General features: G+C 68.1%; 19 protein-coding genes and 1 tRNA gene. 3 read left to right on the forward strand and 17 right to left on the reverse strand.

Annotation, left to right across the window (positions count from 1 at the left end; genetic code table 11):
• Positions 1-41: 41 nt before the first annotated feature.
• The 16 genes from AUC47_RS12285 to AUC47_RS16805 form a co-directional block, all read right to left on the reverse strand.
• Entirely contained in the window at positions 42-371 is a 330-nt protein-coding gene (locus AUC47_RS12285) for a hypothetical protein (RefSeq protein ID WP_096715464.1), read from the reverse strand.
• Positions 372-374: 3 nt separating this feature from the next.
• Positions 375-767, reverse strand: a complete 393-nt coding sequence (locus AUC47_RS12290) for a hypothetical protein (protein WP_096715465.1) — start codon at positions 765-767, stop codon at positions 375-377.
• Between the two features lie 5 nt (positions 768-772).
• A complete protein-coding gene (locus tag AUC47_RS12295; protein WP_096715466.1) occupies positions 773-1,198 on the reverse strand; it encodes a hypothetical protein in 426 nt (141 codons plus the stop codon).
• Between the two features lie 9 nt (positions 1,199-1,207).
• Positions 1,208-1,555 carry a hypothetical protein gene (locus AUC47_RS16795; protein ID WP_096715467.1) on the reverse strand — a complete coding sequence of 116 codons (348 nt, stop codon included), beginning with the start codon at positions 1,553-1,555 and terminating at the stop codon, positions 1,208-1,210.
• Positions 1,552-1,875: a phage gp6-like head-tail connector protein gene (locus tag AUC47_RS12305; protein WP_096715468.1), complete on the reverse strand. Its 324-nt coding sequence runs from the start codon at positions 1,873-1,875 to the stop codon at positions 1,552-1,554. Before AUC47_RS12305 ends, AUC47_RS16795 begins: the two co-directional genes overlap by 4 nt.
• Positions 1,876-1,893: 18 nt before the next feature.
• Positions 1,894-3,558: an HK97 family phage prohead protease gene (locus AUC47_RS12310; RefSeq protein ID WP_096715469.1), complete on the reverse strand. Its 1,665-nt coding sequence runs from the start codon at positions 3,556-3,558 to the stop codon at positions 1,894-1,896.
• The gene (locus tag AUC47_RS12315) at positions 3,555-4,703 is read right to left on the reverse strand and encodes a phage portal protein (RefSeq protein ID WP_096715470.1); all 1,149 of its coding nucleotides are present in this window, start codon (positions 4,701-4,703) and stop codon (positions 3,555-3,557) included. Before AUC47_RS12315 ends, AUC47_RS12310 begins: the two co-directional genes overlap by 4 nt.
• A 65-nt stretch (positions 4,704-4,768) precedes the next feature.
• Positions 4,769-6,229 carry a terminase large subunit domain-containing protein gene (locus AUC47_RS12320; protein WP_096715471.1) on the reverse strand — a complete coding sequence of 487 codons (1,461 nt, stop codon included), beginning with the start codon at positions 6,227-6,229 and terminating at the stop codon, positions 4,769-4,771.
• The gene (locus tag AUC47_RS12325; protein ID WP_096715472.1) at positions 6,214-6,612 is read right to left on the reverse strand and encodes a hypothetical protein; all 399 of its coding nucleotides are present in this window, start codon (positions 6,610-6,612) and stop codon (positions 6,214-6,216) included. Before AUC47_RS12325 ends, AUC47_RS12320 begins: the two co-directional genes overlap by 16 nt.
• A complete protein-coding gene (locus AUC47_RS12330) occupies positions 6,609-6,902 on the reverse strand; it encodes a hypothetical protein (RefSeq protein ID WP_096715473.1) in 294 nt (97 codons plus the stop codon). Before AUC47_RS12330 ends, AUC47_RS12325 begins: the two co-directional genes overlap by 4 nt.
• Entirely contained in the window at positions 6,899-7,243 is a 345-nt protein-coding gene (locus AUC47_RS12335) for a hypothetical protein (protein WP_096715474.1), read from the reverse strand. Before AUC47_RS12335 ends, AUC47_RS12330 begins: the two co-directional genes overlap by 4 nt.
• Positions 7,243-7,602, reverse strand: a complete 360-nt coding sequence (locus AUC47_RS12340) for an HNH endonuclease (protein ID WP_218838223.1) — start codon at positions 7,600-7,602, stop codon at positions 7,243-7,245. The genes AUC47_RS12335 and AUC47_RS12340 overlap by 1 nt, the downstream gene beginning before the upstream one ends.
• A 129-nt stretch (positions 7,603-7,731) precedes the next feature.
• The gene (locus AUC47_RS12345) at positions 7,732-8,049 is read right to left on the reverse strand and encodes a hypothetical protein (RefSeq protein WP_096715476.1); all 318 of its coding nucleotides are present in this window, start codon (positions 8,047-8,049) and stop codon (positions 7,732-7,734) included.
• A complete protein-coding gene (locus AUC47_RS16800; RefSeq protein ID WP_179297617.1) occupies positions 8,046-8,186 on the reverse strand; it encodes a hypothetical protein in 141 nt (46 codons plus the stop codon). Before AUC47_RS16800 ends, AUC47_RS12345 begins: the two co-directional genes overlap by 4 nt.
• The gene (locus tag AUC47_RS12350) at positions 8,183-8,737 is read right to left on the reverse strand and encodes a helix-turn-helix domain-containing protein (protein ID WP_179297618.1); all 555 of its coding nucleotides are present in this window, start codon (positions 8,735-8,737) and stop codon (positions 8,183-8,185) included. Before AUC47_RS12350 ends, AUC47_RS16800 begins: the two co-directional genes overlap by 4 nt.
• Positions 8,738-8,748: 11 nt before the next feature.
• Positions 8,749-8,925 carry a hypothetical protein gene (locus AUC47_RS16805; RefSeq protein WP_179297619.1) on the reverse strand — a complete coding sequence of 59 codons (177 nt, stop codon included), beginning with the start codon at positions 8,923-8,925 and terminating at the stop codon, positions 8,749-8,751.
• A 122-nt stretch (positions 8,926-9,047) separates the two neighbouring features.
• On the opposite strand from AUC47_RS16805, the gene AUC47_RS17010 reads away from it, so the two are divergent.
• Complete coding sequence (locus AUC47_RS17010) at positions 9,048-9,320, forward strand: helix-turn-helix domain-containing protein (protein WP_373557869.1); 273 nt, start codon at positions 9,048-9,050, stop codon at positions 9,318-9,320.
• Here AUC47_RS17010 and AUC47_RS12360 read toward each other — a convergent pair.
• Positions 9,280-9,352: transfer RNA gene (locus tag AUC47_RS12360), tRNA-Val, on the reverse strand. The genes AUC47_RS17010 and AUC47_RS12360 overlap by 41 nt on opposite strands.
• Positions 9,353-9,504: 152 nt before the next feature.
• On the opposite strand from AUC47_RS12360, the gene aceE reads away from it, so the two are divergent.
• Together aceE and AUC47_RS12370 are read left to right on the forward strand one after the other, a co-directional pair.
• Positions 9,505-12,231, forward strand: a complete 2,727-nt coding sequence (gene aceE, locus AUC47_RS12365; protein ID WP_096715478.1) for a pyruvate dehydrogenase (acetyl-transferring), homodimeric type — start codon at positions 9,505-9,507, stop codon at positions 12,229-12,231.
• 31 nt (positions 12,232-12,262) lie between these two features.
• Positions 12,263-13,459 carry a PucR family transcriptional regulator gene (locus AUC47_RS12370; protein WP_096715479.1) on the forward strand — a complete coding sequence of 399 codons (1,197 nt, stop codon included), beginning with the start codon at positions 12,263-12,265 and terminating at the stop codon, positions 13,457-13,459.
• Positions 13,460-13,551 lie beyond the last annotated feature (92 nt).

Consider the following 13,551-nt stretch of genomic DNA (forward strand, 5'->3'; position numbering starts at 1 on the left):
CGTGTGCAGGTCGATGCCGGTTTCGATGGCCATCTCGACGGCTAGGCGGGCTCGGCTCCCGCGTGGGTAGGGTCCACGGGCTCCTGCTCGTCAGCAGGCTTGGCACTGCTGATCCCGCGCACGGCGTCGTTGAACTGGTCGAAGGTGAGCTTCGCGGCCGGCGTGCTGGTGTCGCGACGCATGGCGCACCATGCGAGGTACGTCATCCACAGCATTGGTGCGTCGGTGCCGGCGGGCCAGTTGACCCGGTTGCGGTGCATGTCCCACGCGACGGCATCGCGGTTGTCGGTCTGCACGACGTACTCGACGAGCTTGTCGTCCTGCTCGATGATGACGCTCACGATGGGCGTTTTCAGGATCGGATCAGCCATGGCTTATTTCCCCTTGATCGTGTTGATGATGTCTGTGATGCCGTCGAAGTAGACCTGGGTCCAACGGGCCTCGGTGGACTGCGCGGCGCGAGTGATCCACATGTTCGGCAGCTGCCGCCGGCGCAGCCATCCCCAGTGCGTGCGGGGGCCGTACACGAGGCGCTTGTTTCCGGCGCGAATCGTGGTGGCGGATTGGCTGGCACCCACGCGGACGGTGGAGCCGATGTGGCCGCCGGCGTCGGGGCCGACGGGAGCGCCGGCACGAGCGGCCGGCAGGATGACTCCGCCGACGCGCTTGTGCACCTGGCGCATGTCCGACATGTCAGCGCCCGCTTTGCGGAGCGTGCGGCGCAGCTGGGCTGCTCCGTCAACGCGGGCGCTGATCCCGTCGGCCATGATGTTTACGCGCCTCCGCCTGCCGCCTCGAACGTGGGCATGCCCACGAAGTCGAAGGTGACCGTCTGCTCGGGGTTGGTGCCCACGTCGCCGGCGATGTCGATCGGCTCGACGGTGATCGTGCCGACGATGGACTTGAGCCCGTTCTTCGGGGTGTACCGGAAGGGCACCTGCTGGCCGCGGTTCGCCCACAGCCACTCGGTGTTGGACTCGTCCTGGCCGAAGTCGTCGAGCAGCTTCACCTCGGCCTGCGCGGACTCGGTGCGCGCGCCGGGGATCACGTCGCCCGACAGCACGGTGCGCGGGTCGGCCTTGTTGACAGAGGGGACGATCTTGCAGCCGACGCACGTAAGCGCGAACGACTTGAGCGATCCGGTGTCGCCCAGCGTGAGTTCGCCGGGGCCGACCTGGGTGACTTTGGGGGTGGGCATGGTGTCCTCCTAGGACATCTCGATGGTGACGGTGGCGATGAGCGCCGGAAGGCTGCCGGGGGCGAGGTTCTCCAGCTGCACGGTTCCGGGCTCGACGGTGGTGAGTCCGACGCCGGCGGTGATCGCTTTCGCGAGCAGGTCGTCGAGCATGGTGAGGGTCGAGAGGCCGCCGGCATCCGGCGCGATGAGCGCGATCACAACCTCGTAGTCACCGGCTCCCTTGCCGAGCCGGTTCAGGTCGATTTCGCCGGGGGTGACCCACGCTCCCGGCAGGTTGAGGTCGCGGGGGTCGTGAGTAGTGGGAATGCCGGCGGCGGTGAGCTTTTCGGCGACGAATCCGCATGCCTGGGCGATCATGCGATCGCCGGCCGCTCGTACCCATCGAGCTCCAGCATCCGGGCGATGTCGGGGTCGTAGCGCGACACGTACGACGTGCCGGCCTCAGTCATCGCCTCGACGCCAGAGGGGCTGTTGCGCCGGCGCACGAGGCGCGCGGCGAGCATGGTGGCTGCGAGGTCGACCTGCTTCGGCCATTCCGCGTCCGTGGCGCGGTCTGCGATCACGGGGAGTCCGCCGATGAAGGCGTTCACCGCCTCGACGCAGACCGTGACGTGCGCGTCCTGGTCGTTGCCCTGGAGTTGCATCCAGGTCCTGACCTTCTCTTTGGTGGTCGCCATGCTCGCCGCGCTCCGTGCTTACTCGTCGCCCGCGGCCGGGGCCGACTCGGGGACGACGGTCGATCCCTCGGGGACGACGAGCGTGAACGCCTGAGCGCCCGCTGCGGGGGCTGCGACGGTCGTGCGGAAGAGGGCACGCGGGTCGTTGATGATGAGGGCGATGTAGCCGTACACGGCCACGTCGACGCCGCCGTTGGCGATGTCGAGCGCCTGCACGTTCACGGGCGGGTCGACCTCGTACACGGTGGCCGCGCTGCGGTCGCCGGCGAGGATCGTACCGGCGGGGAGGCCGGGGTTGGCCGCGAACGTGATGCCGCCGGCGTTGCCGTCGACCGTCGACAGGTTGATGCGGCCCTGCGCGCGGAGCCACCACGGCACCTCGGTGTCGGGCAGCTGCACGAACTGCGCCCACACGTCGGGCGCGAACTGCACGAACGACAGATCGGTGCCGAGCACGGATGCCTGAGCGCCGATGGTCGCGAGCGCGGCGATGAGCGACGGCTGCTCGGCGATGACGGTCGCCTCAGCGGCCAGCTGGGCGGCGACGTACTCCTCGGTGCGACGGCGGTAGTCGTCGGTGCCCTTGCGAACGACCGTCTCCATGATGCCGGTGGCACCGAAATCGGTGAACGCGCGGTCGAAGTCCCATCCGCCGGCGAAACGCTGGGCGGTGGCCTCGACGAGCTCGGTGCCGATGTCGCCGCCTCCGGGGATCGGCTGCTTGTTGCCGGCGTACTCGGACACGGTGGGCGTGCCGGTGAACCGGTAGCCGAACACCTTCAGCGCGCGCAGCGCCTGCTTGTTCAGCGCGTCGATGAGCGGGCGGCGCACGTTGCTTGCGGTCCACACCTCGTCGACCCACTGGGCGCGCGGGAAGATCGACTGCTCCCCTTCGCCGGTCGGGTTCACGTCGACCGGCGTCACGTCGGTCAGCGCGGCCTGGAGGCCGGCTGCCGGCAAGCGGCGCTGGAAGTACTCGCCCATGGTGCGAGCCATGGCGGAGAGTCCGAACGCCTGACCGCCGGCCATCGGCGGGGCGGCCTGCGGCTCGCGGGTCTCGGCGGATGCCGTGACCGGGGTGGGCGCGTCGACGACCGCGACCGGCGCAGCAGGGGCCGGCGCTGCGGGGGTGACCGGTTCAGCGGCCGCCGACGCGGTGGGTGCGGCCGGAGGGGTGGCCACGTTGGGGGTGGTGGGAGTGGTCATGCTGGGCAGTTCCTTTCGTGCGGCTGCAACGTCCTGGACGCGGGCGTTGTCGTATGCGGGGATGGTGACTTGGGACACTTCGTAGAGGGTTCCGGCGCTGACGACGAGGTTGTCGTTCTCGTCGATGCGCCATTCCTGGATGCTCACGCCGACGCTGAATGCGTCGCGGAGGCCGTTCTGCGCCTCGAAGAGCGCGAGGTCGCCGCGCTCACCCTCTGGGACGGCGAATGTCGCGGTGGGGAGCCGGCTGTCGTCGGTGAACGCGGTCATGTACCCGACGGCTGCCGAGTAGGTGTCGTGCTGCACGAGCAGCTTGACGCGGCGGAGCTCGGCGGGGACGGTGATCGATCCGGGCTCGAAGATCGTCGGCCCCATCGACGTGAAGCCGACGACGCCGTACTCGGTGATGGCACCGGTCATCGTGCGGTTGGTCTCGTCGACGCCTGCGAGGGCGGCGGACAGGTGCAGGGTCGTCATCGTGCGTCCTCCAGCGGGATTCCGGCTTCCATCTGCTTGCACTCCTCAGCGGTGTAGATCCCGGCGTCGATCGCGACCTTGTACCCGTCCATGCGGGTCTTGAAGTCGGGCGATAGCGCAGAGGTCGTGTCGAACTTGGCCCAGTGACCGGCGGCGAGCACGTCGTCGAGGCTGAGCCGGTCGGTGATCGCGGTCATGTAGGGCTGGAGGCCGAAGTCGATGAGCTCGCGAGCGCGGGAGGGGGCGTTGTTGTACGTCATCGACGAGCCCTCGACCACGGCGTCGACCGCCCATGCCGGGAGCCCGGTGAGGCGTGCCATGTCGATCGCGACCGTGTTGCGCGCGGCGATAAGCAGCTGCTCGGCGGCCTGACCGTGCGTCTTGGCCTCGATCACCTGGTTCGTGTACGCGACTCCGCCGTTGCGGCCAGATCGTGCCTTCGACCACGACTCGACGAGCTCGCTGCGCTGCTCCTTGGTCAGCGGCGTGCCGCCGGTCTGGTGGAGCTCGATCGACGGGACGGGGTTGGCCGCGGCGCGGGCGGCGGCGTCGGCCACGTCGAGAGCTTCACGGAGCAGGCTGCGGCCGAAGTTCAGAATGCCCTCATGGGGGCCGTCGATGCGGATGTAGTCGCCGGGGTTGACGGGCTCGCCGAACGCCTTCACGAGATTGCCCTGCGCGTCGACGCCGGCGCGGTGCTCGGGCACCCAGCGGACACGGCGCGGGCGGGCGTCCTCGGCGTACCGCTCGACGATCAGCAGCCAGCAACGGCCATGGAACAGCAGCGCGTCGGTCCACCACGTCAGCGACGTGGAGAGCGGCCGGCCGATCTCAGGCTGCTTGACGAGCTGGTTCTGCACCTCGGCGCGGTTCGTGCCGTTCATGTGCGTGAGAGGAAACCGGGCGATCATGCCGGTGATGATGTGCCGGCTCTTCGCGATCGGAGCGATGCCCATCGCGCGGCTGCGACCGATGGGCAGGTTCACCTCAGGGAACAGATCGGAGAGGACGACGGAGGTCAGCGGCGACTCAGAGTTGTGCAGCCAGGCATCCGGCGCGGCGATCCCGATGGTGCCGTCGGCGGTCAGCGCGGCTGTCACGTTCCGGGGGCGGAAGAGGTCGAGGATGCTCACGGAATTCAGCATTGCCCAATAGTCGAAAAATCTTGGGCATTGCTCAATTCGTCGGCGTGTTGCCTAAGTTGATGCAGTCAGGCGAACTCGACGAGCGGTGAGCCCGCATCGGCGGATCGGTGCTCGTGGAGGCGCAGCGCGACCATCGCGGCGATAAGGTCAGCGACCTGGCCGCGGGACTTCATGCGATCGACGGTCCAGCCTTGGCCGAGCGGTCGCTGCACGGCGTTCGCGCACGCTTCCCGCCATCCTGGGGTGTCGGCGACGTTGAGGCCGCCGCCGCGGATGCGGTCACGCATGTCGTCCCATGCGAGGGTGACATCGCGGGGGTGCAGGGTGGTGAGCTCGGCCCACTCATCGAGTCGGCGGATGCCCTCGGTCACTGCGCGTGTGGTGCCGGCGTCGTCGGCTCCGATGGTGTGCGGGTGCAGCTGGTCGCGGAGCGCGAGGATCGTCTGCGGCATCCAGTCGACGCCGGGGTTGCGGGCGATGGTGCGCAGCGATGGCACGCCGGTCTCCGGGTCGGTCCAGCATGCCCACACGACGCCGACGCTGCGGTCGATCGCGGCCTCGTAGGCGATGGAGAGCTCGCCGGCCGGCGGCGGGGTCTGGTCCTCCAGCGAGAGGGCGTCGAGCAGGTCGTCGTCAAAGATCACATCTCGCGTCGTCGTCCAGCGGTTGCCGTAGGCGCGCATGTACTCGCCGGCCGACATCGTGGCCGCGGCATCGAGGATGGTCTGCGGGCTGATCGTCTGGCCTACTGCGGGATGCCAGAGCCACGAGTCAGGTTCGCCGGCATCCATGCCTTCGGGCATCGACCACTCGAAGAACGCGACCGACGAGTCGGGGTCGTCGGCGGCTGCGCGGCCTTGCTCGACCCAGCGGCGGAGAAACGCGCTCTCGGCGGTGCCGGCGGTCGAAACAATCCACAGCTGCCGGTCGGCGAGCGTGGACTGCGCGGGAATGATCGCACCCATGAGGTCGGCACCCTCGGCGTCGTCGAACGCGAACGCCTCATCGATGAACACGTCGTGCGGGGTGTACCCGTGCAGCGACTCAGCGGTCGGCGCGAACGGGCGGATTCTGGAGCCGTTGGGCAGCGACAGCGACGAGTCGCCGGCACCGCGTCGGACGGTGATCTTGGAGCGCAGCGGCGATGCCTGCACGGCGTCCACGAGGTCGCGCCACCGCTCGCGTGCATCCTTGCCGGTCTGGGCGGTGTAGAACGATCGCCGCTGCGCCTTCACGAGCGCGCGATGCATCAGCACGCAGCGCATCAGGGTCGTCTTGCCCGATTGCCGCGGCACGGTCAGGACGATGGTCTTGTATCGGAACTCGGCGCGGCGCTCGGGGTGTCGCTCGGATGCCACGCGCGCGACGAGGCGCTGCCAGGGCATCAGCGGCGTGCCGATCGCCGCGGCGATGGTCTCGATGCCGCGGAGGTCGTGAACGCCGGCGCGGGGCGCGGTGGCGTACGCCGGCACAGCATCGCCCAGCTGGTCCAGCCACTCCGCCGGCAGGGTCACGGGGTCGTCCATCCGAGCAGGTCGAGCAGGCCGAGCAGGTCGACCTCGACGGGCGGAGCCTCGGCGACGAGCTCGAAGCGGATCGGCATGTCAGGCTGGCCAGCGATCGGCCAGCAGCGCTGCGAGTTGTCGTTGGGCCGTGCCGCGTCGACGAGTGCGTACTTCGTGACGATCAGCGGCGGCAGGTCGGCTCCGAGAGAGCGGGCGTACTCGTGCATGTCGTAGTCCGTCGTGACCGCGCGCACCTCGTAGATCGTCTCCGACGTGATGACCTGCGAACGCCACGGCATCTTGTAGCGCACGAGGTCGCCGACGGCCGGCTCGATCACCGGAAGCGCCTCGACAGCTGCAAGCGCCGCGGCCGTGCTCGGGAAAGGCTCACTCGACCACTTCATGGCTTTCTCCGAATCTCGACATCTGCGGCGTCGCTGAGCACCGAGCGCGAAACGGCCAGCAGATGCGCGGCGCACGTCGGACAGTCGTTCTCGTAGTCGGCATCGCTGTCGCCGTCCGCATACGGGCAACCGTCGTGCACGATGCCGCCGCCCATCGACCACAGGCACGAGGCAAGATGCTCGGCGTCGCCGGGCTCCATCCCGTCTGCGTAGTTCATCACTCCCGCGACGTCGCGCTCGGTCAGGTTGGCTTCCGTGATGCGCTTGGTGAGCGCCTCTTCGAGGGTCATGGCTGTCTCCGAATCTCGTGTTCTGCGGTGGCGGTGTCGTCCTCGGACTCCAGCTGCTTCATGAGCTCGGCGAACTCGTCGGTATCGCCGGCCGGCAGCAGCAGCAGCGCTTCGCGGAGTTCGCGCGCCGCGAGGGCCATGGCGGATGCGCGGCCTCGGGTCGCACTCACTCCGATGGCACGCGCGAGGTCAAGCACCAGTTGCACGGCGATGGCGTGCTCGGCTGTCAGCAGGTTGCGGTCCCGCATGTGCTGGATCTGGAGGCGTGCTGCCTGCTCCAGAGGGCTGGGGCCGGCGTCGAGCGGTGCCATTCCGGGGAGGAACGGTTGCGTGTCGTCCATCAGCTGGCCTCCAGAGCGAAGAATTCGAGGTCGACGGCGGGCTCTTCGCTATTCCGAATTTGTTTGGGTCGAGAAAAAATGGACGGGCTTGGCGCGGGATGTCCAGCGGTCGTCGTTCCAAAGAACGACACCGCATCAGCGACGACAACCTCGGCGACGAGCTCGGGACAGTAGCGAGCACGGAACCACGCGATCGACCGGTCACCTCGTCGGCTGTTGCAGAGCTTGTGCGAGGGACGGAGGTTGTCGAGGCTGTCGGGTCCGCCGTGCGAGCGAGGCACGATGTGATCGGCGCTCGTCGCTCCACCGCGCAGGCAGAGGTGGCACCGTGTGCCGTAGGTCTCCAGGGTGGTGGCCACCAGGCCCTGTGCGTACCGCCCTCCCCACTCGGTCATCGGCGTGCCTTCCGTCGGTCGGCGATCTTGAGTACTCCGAGCAGCGCCCACGCGATGAGCGCTGTGGTGATGCCGGCAGCGGGCTCGATGTTGTCAATCACGGTTCGCTCCCTTCGTGCGGCGAGGGGGGGTGTTCAGGGTGTCTCTGAACCTGCGGATGCTCTGGGCTTCGGCGAGGCGGGTCTGCCCGCCGTCGAGGAATGCTTCCGCCTTGGCGTGGTCTGCGCGGCCAGTGAGTACGTGTCGGGCGAGCTCGGCGAGCAGGCGTGCAGATCGCTCCAGTTCGGCGCGCATGGGGCTGCCGACGGTCCAAAGCGTGGCCTCCAGCGCGAACGACTCGGCGAGCTCGTAAAGGCTGTTGCTAAGTGCCACGCGGTCGATGAGCGTCGGGGCGTCGGTGTGGATGTTCATCGGGTCACCGCCATGCCGATGACGAGCAGCGAGATAGCGAGCATGCCGCTCGCGGCTCCGAGCGCTGCGGCGACGTGCTCGCGGTAAGTGACTCGGCGGATGCCTCGTGCCGGCTGGTATGTGCTGCGGCGGTTCATGCGGTCTCCCTCTGGATCAGAGCGACGGGGCATCCGCGCTCACAGTGGCGGTCGTCGATGAGGTCGTGCCCGCATGCGCCTCGCGCACGTTCAGGTACGTAAGTTCTCTTCTTCGAGGTAGTTGGGTGGTTAGAGGGTGGTTTGGGTGTCGCCAGCGACACCCCTCCCCCGTCGGTAGCGACACCGGGTGTCGCCAGCGACACCCGTGTGGATAACTCCTCGATCGGCAGTTCGACGGCCGTCTGCGCGCGCGTCTTGTGCTTGCTGGTTCGGTCGCAATCGGGCGGGCACTGGAGCAGGAACTGATAGCGGTTCGGGCGCTGGTGCTCTGGCACGCGGTGGTCGCCTCCGGCCTGCACGAACCGGCGAACCTCGTGCAGCTGCTCCAGTCGGTTGACCGCCTTCTGCACGTTGCGAGGGATGATGCCGGCGTACTTCGCAAGGGTTTCTACAGACGGCCACGCGCCGCCGTCACCGTCGTGATTAGCGATGCCGATGAGCACGAGCTTCGTCGCTCCGGTGGCTCGGGAGTGATGAAGGGCGATCGCCACTGATTCGATGCTCATGACGTCGCTCTCGCCTGCTGCTCGATGGCCTCGCGATCGAACAGGTACGCGCCGGTTCGTGCCGGGAGCTTCTGGACAGGCTCCAGCTGCCCGGACGCGACTCGACGCAGCAGCACGCTGCGGTCGATGCCGAGGATGCCTGCCGCTTCTGCGGACCCGATTAGCGTTGTCACAAGTTCAGCGTTGCCTAAACTTGGGGGAAAGTCACGCATTGCCTAACTTGGCGTGTCGCCGCGTTTCGCTGTTTGCATAAGTTGATGCAACACGGCAGAATCGAGCTATGTCGATGGAACCCATGAATGCTGAACGCTTCGAGTTCGACCAGGCAGACCGCATCCGGCGCGCGATGCGTGTCGCCGGCGTCGGGGTCACTGACCTCGCCGACGCACTCCAGGTCAACCGCAATACCGTTGGGAACTGGATCAACGGTCACAACGCCCCGCGCCGGCGCGACCTGATGGCTATCGCTATGCGAACGGGCTTCCCGCTCTCATGGCTCGAAACCGGCGAGACGCCTGGCAATCCGGTGGGCCCTGCCGGGATCGAACCGACGACATCCACGGTGTAAACGTGGCGCTCTACCAGCTGAGCTAAAGGCCCTGGTGTCCTCAGTGTATCGGCAGACGGATGCGCACCGATGTCGTGGAAGAGGGATAGGCTGAGGGCGGCACGCGTTGTGAACAGCCGACAAGGCTGCCCGCGTCGCTTCCCGTTTCCTTGGCATGACCTGCCAGCATGACGAAAGGCTCCCCGTGACTGTGCACGACCAGGATCCGTACTCCCAGGGCAACCTCGACAGCGATCCGGAAGAGACGGGCGAGTGGCAGCAGTCCCTCGACGAGCTCGTCGAGGCCAAGGGCCACGGACGCGGGCGAGAGATCATGCTCAGCCTGCTGAAGCGCTCGAAGGAGCTGCACGTGAGCGTGCCGATGGTCCCGACCACGGACTACATCAACACGATCGCGGCCGAGAACGAGCCCGAGTTCCCCGGCGACGAAGAGGTCGAGCGCCGCTACCGCGCGTGGATCCGCTGGAACGCGGCGGTCACGGTGCACCGCGCACAGCGCCCTGGCATCGGAGTGGGCGGCCACATCTCCACCTATGCGTCCTCGGCTGCGCTCTACGAGGTCGGTTTCAACCACTTCTTCCGCGGTGCCGACAACCCGGGCGGCGCCGACCAGATCTTCATCCAGGGCCACGCCTCCCCCGGCATCTACGCCCGCTCCTTCCTCGAGGGTCGCCTCACCGAGCAGCACCTCGACGGATTCCGCCAGGAGCAGTCGCAGGCTCCCTTCGGCATCCCCTCGTACCCGCACCCGCGGCAGATGCAGGACTACTGGCAGTTCCCGACCGTGTCGATGGGCCTCGGCCCGATCAACGCGATCTACCAGGCGATGTCGAACAAGTACCTCGAGAACCGCGGCATCAAGGACACCTCGTCGTCACAGGTGTGGGCGTTCCTCGGCGATGGCGAGATGGACGAGATCGAGAGCCGCGGCCAGCTGCAGGTCGCGGCCAACGAGGGCCTCGACAACCTCAACTTCGTGATCAACTGCAACCTGCAGCGCCTCGACGGCCCGGTCCGCGGCAACGGCAAGATCATTCAGGAGCTGGAGTCGTACTTCCGCGGCGCCGGCTGGAACGTCATCAAGGTGGTCTGGGGGCGTGAGTGGGACGACCTGCTCGCCCGCGACACCGAGGGCGCGCTGCTCAACATCATGAACCAGACGCCCGACGGCGACTACCAGACGTACAAGGCCGAGTCCGGCGCGTACGTCCGCGAGCACTTCTTCGGCAAGGACGAGCGCGCTGCAGCCCTGGTCTCCGACTACTCCGACGAGCAGATCTGGCACCTGAAGCGCGGTGGCCACGACTACCGCAAGGTGTACGCGGCGTTCAAGGCCGCGGCCGAGCACAAGGGCCAGCCGACGGTCATCCTGGCGAAGACGGTCAAGGGCTACGGCCTCGGTCCGCACTTCGAGGGCCGCAACGCGACCCACCAGATGAAGAAGATGACGCTGGACAACCTCAAGACGTTCCGCGACACGATGCACATCCCGATCACGGATGCGCAGCTCGAGGAGAACCCGTACCTGCCCCCGTACTACAACCCGGGGCCCCAGGACGAGACGATCCAGTACATGCTCGAGCGCCGCAGGGCCCTCGGCGGCTTCCTGCCGGAGCGCCGCTCGACGCACGTCGGTCTCTCGCTCCCCGACGACTCGGCGTACGCGCTGCCCAAGAAGGGCTCCGGCACGCAGGAGATCGCCACGACCATGGCGTTCGTCCGTCTGCTGAAAGACCTGCTGCGCACCAAGGAGTTCGGCCACCGCATCGTGCCGATCATCCCCGACGAGGCGCGCACGTTCGGCATGGACGCGTACTTCCCGACGGCCAAGATCTACAACCCGAACGGCCAGCACTACACCTCGGTCGACCGTGAGCTGCTCCTCGCCTACAAGGAGAGCCCGCAGGGTCAGATCGTGCACGTCGGCATCAACGAGGCCGGAGCACTGGCCGCGTTCACCGCGGCGGGCACCTCGTACGCCACGCACGGCGAGCCGCTGATCCCGATCTACATCTTCTACTCGATGTTCGGCTTCCAGCGCACGGGCGACGCCCAGTGGGCGGCCGGCGACCAGATGGCGCGCGGCTTCATCATCGGAGCCACCGCGGGCCGCACCACCCTGACGGGTGAGGGCCTGCAGCACGCCGACGGCCACTCGCACCTGCTCGCGTCGACGAACCCGGCCACGGTGTCGTACGACCCGGCCTACGGCTACGAGATCGCGCACATCGTGCGCGACGGTCTCGAGCGCATGTACGGCGGCAACCACCCCGACCCGAACGTCATGTACTACATGACGGTCTACAACGAGCCGCTCGTCCAGCCCAAGGAGCCGGAGGACGTGGATGTCGACGGCATCGTGCGCGGCATCCACCGCGTCTCCGTCGGCGAGGGCGACGGGCCCCGCGCCCAGCTGTTCGCGTCGGGCGTCGGCCTGCCCTGGGCCCTCGAGGCGCAGGAGCTGCTGAAGAACGACTGGAACGTGATCGCGGATGTCTGGTCGGTCACGTCCTGGACCGAGCTGCGCCGCGACGGCCTCGCCGCCGACGAGCACAACTTCCTGCACCCCGAGGAGGAACCCCGCACGGCCTACCTCACGCAGAAGCTCCAGGGCGCGGAGGGGCCGGTCGTCGCGGTCAGCGACTTCATGCACGCCGTCCAGGACCAGATCCGCCCGTGGGTCCCGAACCGCTACGCCACGCTCGGCGCAGACGACTTCGGATTCTCCGACACGCGCGCGGCGGCTCGTCGCTACTTCAAGATCGACGGACCCTCGATGGTGGTGCGCACGCTGCAGGCGCTGGCCGAGGAAGGCACCGTCGACCGCTCGCTCGCCGCGCAGGCGATCGAGAAGTACCGCCTGCACGACGTGAACGCCGGTACCAGCGGCAACGCGGGCGGCGAAAGCTGAGCCATCGGTGACAGGATCGTCTCCTCGCGGCATGGACAAGGCCGCGACACTCACCTGGCTGCGACGGATCTCCGGTGACATCGCCTCGGTGACGATCAAGCGCCTGGAGGACACGCTCCCCTGGTACGCCGACATGCCACCGGCCCGCCGCTCTGCGGTCGGGCTGGTGGCCCAGGCGGGCATCACGTCGTTCATCCAGTGGTACGACGACCCGACGTCGACGCCGTGGATCGCCGCCGACATCTTCGCCGCGGCTCCGCGGGAACTGCTCCGCAGCGTCAGTCTGCAGCAGACCCTGCAGCTGATCCGCGTGACGGTCGAGGTGACCGAGGAGCGCGTCGCCGGCAAGGGTGAGGATCTCCGCGAGGCGATCCTGCTCTACTCGCGCGACGTGGCCTTCGCGGCCGCCGATGTGTACGCGCGTGCCGCCGAGGCGCGCGGACTGTGGGATGCCCGTCTCGAGGCCCTGGTCGTCGACTCGATCCTCACGGGCGAGGCCGACGAGGAGCTGCCGAGCCGCATCGCTGCTCTCGGCTGGCACGGCCACGGCGAGGTCGCGGTGCTCGTCGGCACGACTCCCCCGCAGTTCGACGTCGACCTCGTGCGGCGCACTGCTCGCAAGCTGGCCGTCGACGTCCTGATCGGCGTCCAGGGCTCTCGCCTCGTGCTGGTGATCGGCCGCGCACGGGTGCCCGGTCAGGAGACCGAGGAGGAGGAGCTCGGCTTCGAGGAGATCGCCTCGCGTCTCGAACCGTCCTTCGGACCCGGCTACGTCGTGCTCGGACCGGCAGTGGCCGCTCTCGTCGACGCCAGCCAGAGCGCGAGGGCCGCCCTCGCCGGCTTCGCCGTCGCCCGGGCGTGGCGCAGCGCGCCCCGCCCCGTCGAGGCCGACGACCTGCTCCCCGAACGCGCCCTCGCGGGCGACCCGCTCGCGAAGCAGACTCTCATCGAGCGGATCTACCGCCCGCTGCAGGCGCACTCGACCGATCTCGTCACGACCCTGTGGAGCTACCTCGACAACGGGCGCTCCCTCGAGGCGACCGCCCGCGAGCTGTTCGTGCACCCCAACACCGTGCGCTACCGTCTCAAGCGGGTGAGCGAGGTGATCGGATGGGATGCCACGGGTCCGCGCGAGGCGCTGATCCTGCAGACCGCTCTCATCCTGGGCTCCATCGGGGCGGCCGACCAGGGCCGTCGTCGGGCGCCGCTGCGTCGTCCGACACGCTGACCCGGTTCCACGGCTCGGATCTGTTCGCCACACACAAGGGTTCTTCGAAATCTTGTGATGGTTCATCCACCGTTTCCCGAGGATCGTTGGCA

Source organism: Microbacterium sp. SZ1, from assembly GCF_002362255.1.
Classification (GTDB): Bacteria; Actinomycetota; Actinomycetes; order Actinomycetales; family Microbacteriaceae; genus Microbacterium.

What these genes read in the sequence shown, in the direction of transcription:
- AUC47_RS16795 (WP_096715467.1), bottom strand. Translation starts at nt 1,555, where the DNA reads ATGATCGCCCAGGCATGCGGATTCGTCGCCGAAAAGCTCACCGCCGCC.
- AUC47_RS12325 (WP_096715472.1), bottom strand. Translation starts at nt 6,612, where the DNA reads ATGAAGTGGTCGAGTGAGCCTTTCCCGAGCACGGCCGCGGCGCTTGCA.
- AUC47_RS12370 (WP_096715479.1), top strand. Translation starts at nt 12,263, where the DNA reads ATGGACAAGGCCGCGACACTCACCTGGCTGCGACGGATCTCCGGTGAC.
- AUC47_RS12345 (WP_096715476.1), bottom strand. Translation starts at nt 8,049, where the DNA reads ATGAACATCCACACCGACGCCCCGACGCTCATCGACCGCGTGGCACTT.
- AUC47_RS12330 (WP_096715473.1), bottom strand. Translation starts at nt 6,902, where the DNA reads ATGACCCTCGAAGAGGCGCTCACCAAGCGCATCACGGAAGCCAACCTG.
- AUC47_RS12290 (WP_096715465.1), bottom strand. Translation starts at nt 767, where the DNA reads ATGGCCGACGGGATCAGCGCCCGCGTTGACGGAGCAGCCCAGCTGCGC.
- AUC47_RS12335 (WP_096715474.1), bottom strand. Translation starts at nt 7,243, where the DNA reads ATGGACGACACGCAACCGTTCCTCCCCGGAATGGCACCGCTCGACGCC.
- AUC47_RS12310 (WP_096715469.1), bottom strand. Translation starts at nt 3,558, where the DNA reads ATGACGACCCTGCACCTGTCCGCCGCCCTCGCAGGCGTCGACGAGACC.
- AUC47_RS16800 (WP_179297617.1), bottom strand. Translation starts at nt 8,186, where the DNA reads ATGAACCGCCGCAGCACATACCAGCCGGCACGAGGCATCCGCCGAGTC.
- AUC47_RS12305 (WP_096715468.1), bottom strand. Translation starts at nt 1,875, where the DNA reads ATGGCGACCACCAAAGAGAAGGTCAGGACCTGGATGCAACTCCAGGGC.
- AUC47_RS12285 (WP_096715464.1), bottom strand. Translation starts at nt 371, where the DNA reads ATGGCTGATCCGATCCTGAAAACGCCCATCGTGAGCGTCATCATCGAG.
- AUC47_RS17010 (WP_373557869.1), top strand. Translation starts at nt 9,048, where the DNA reads ATGAATGCTGAACGCTTCGAGTTCGACCAGGCAGACCGCATCCGGCGC.
- AUC47_RS12295 (WP_096715466.1), bottom strand. Translation starts at nt 1,198, where the DNA reads ATGCCCACCCCCAAAGTCACCCAGGTCGGCCCCGGCGAACTCACGCTG.
- AUC47_RS12315 (WP_096715470.1), bottom strand. Translation starts at nt 4,703, where the DNA reads ATGCTGAATTCCGTGAGCATCCTCGACCTCTTCCGCCCCCGGAACGTG.
- AUC47_RS12320 (WP_096715471.1), bottom strand. Translation starts at nt 6,229, where the DNA reads ATGGACGACCCCGTGACCCTGCCGGCGGAGTGGCTGGACCAGCTGGGC.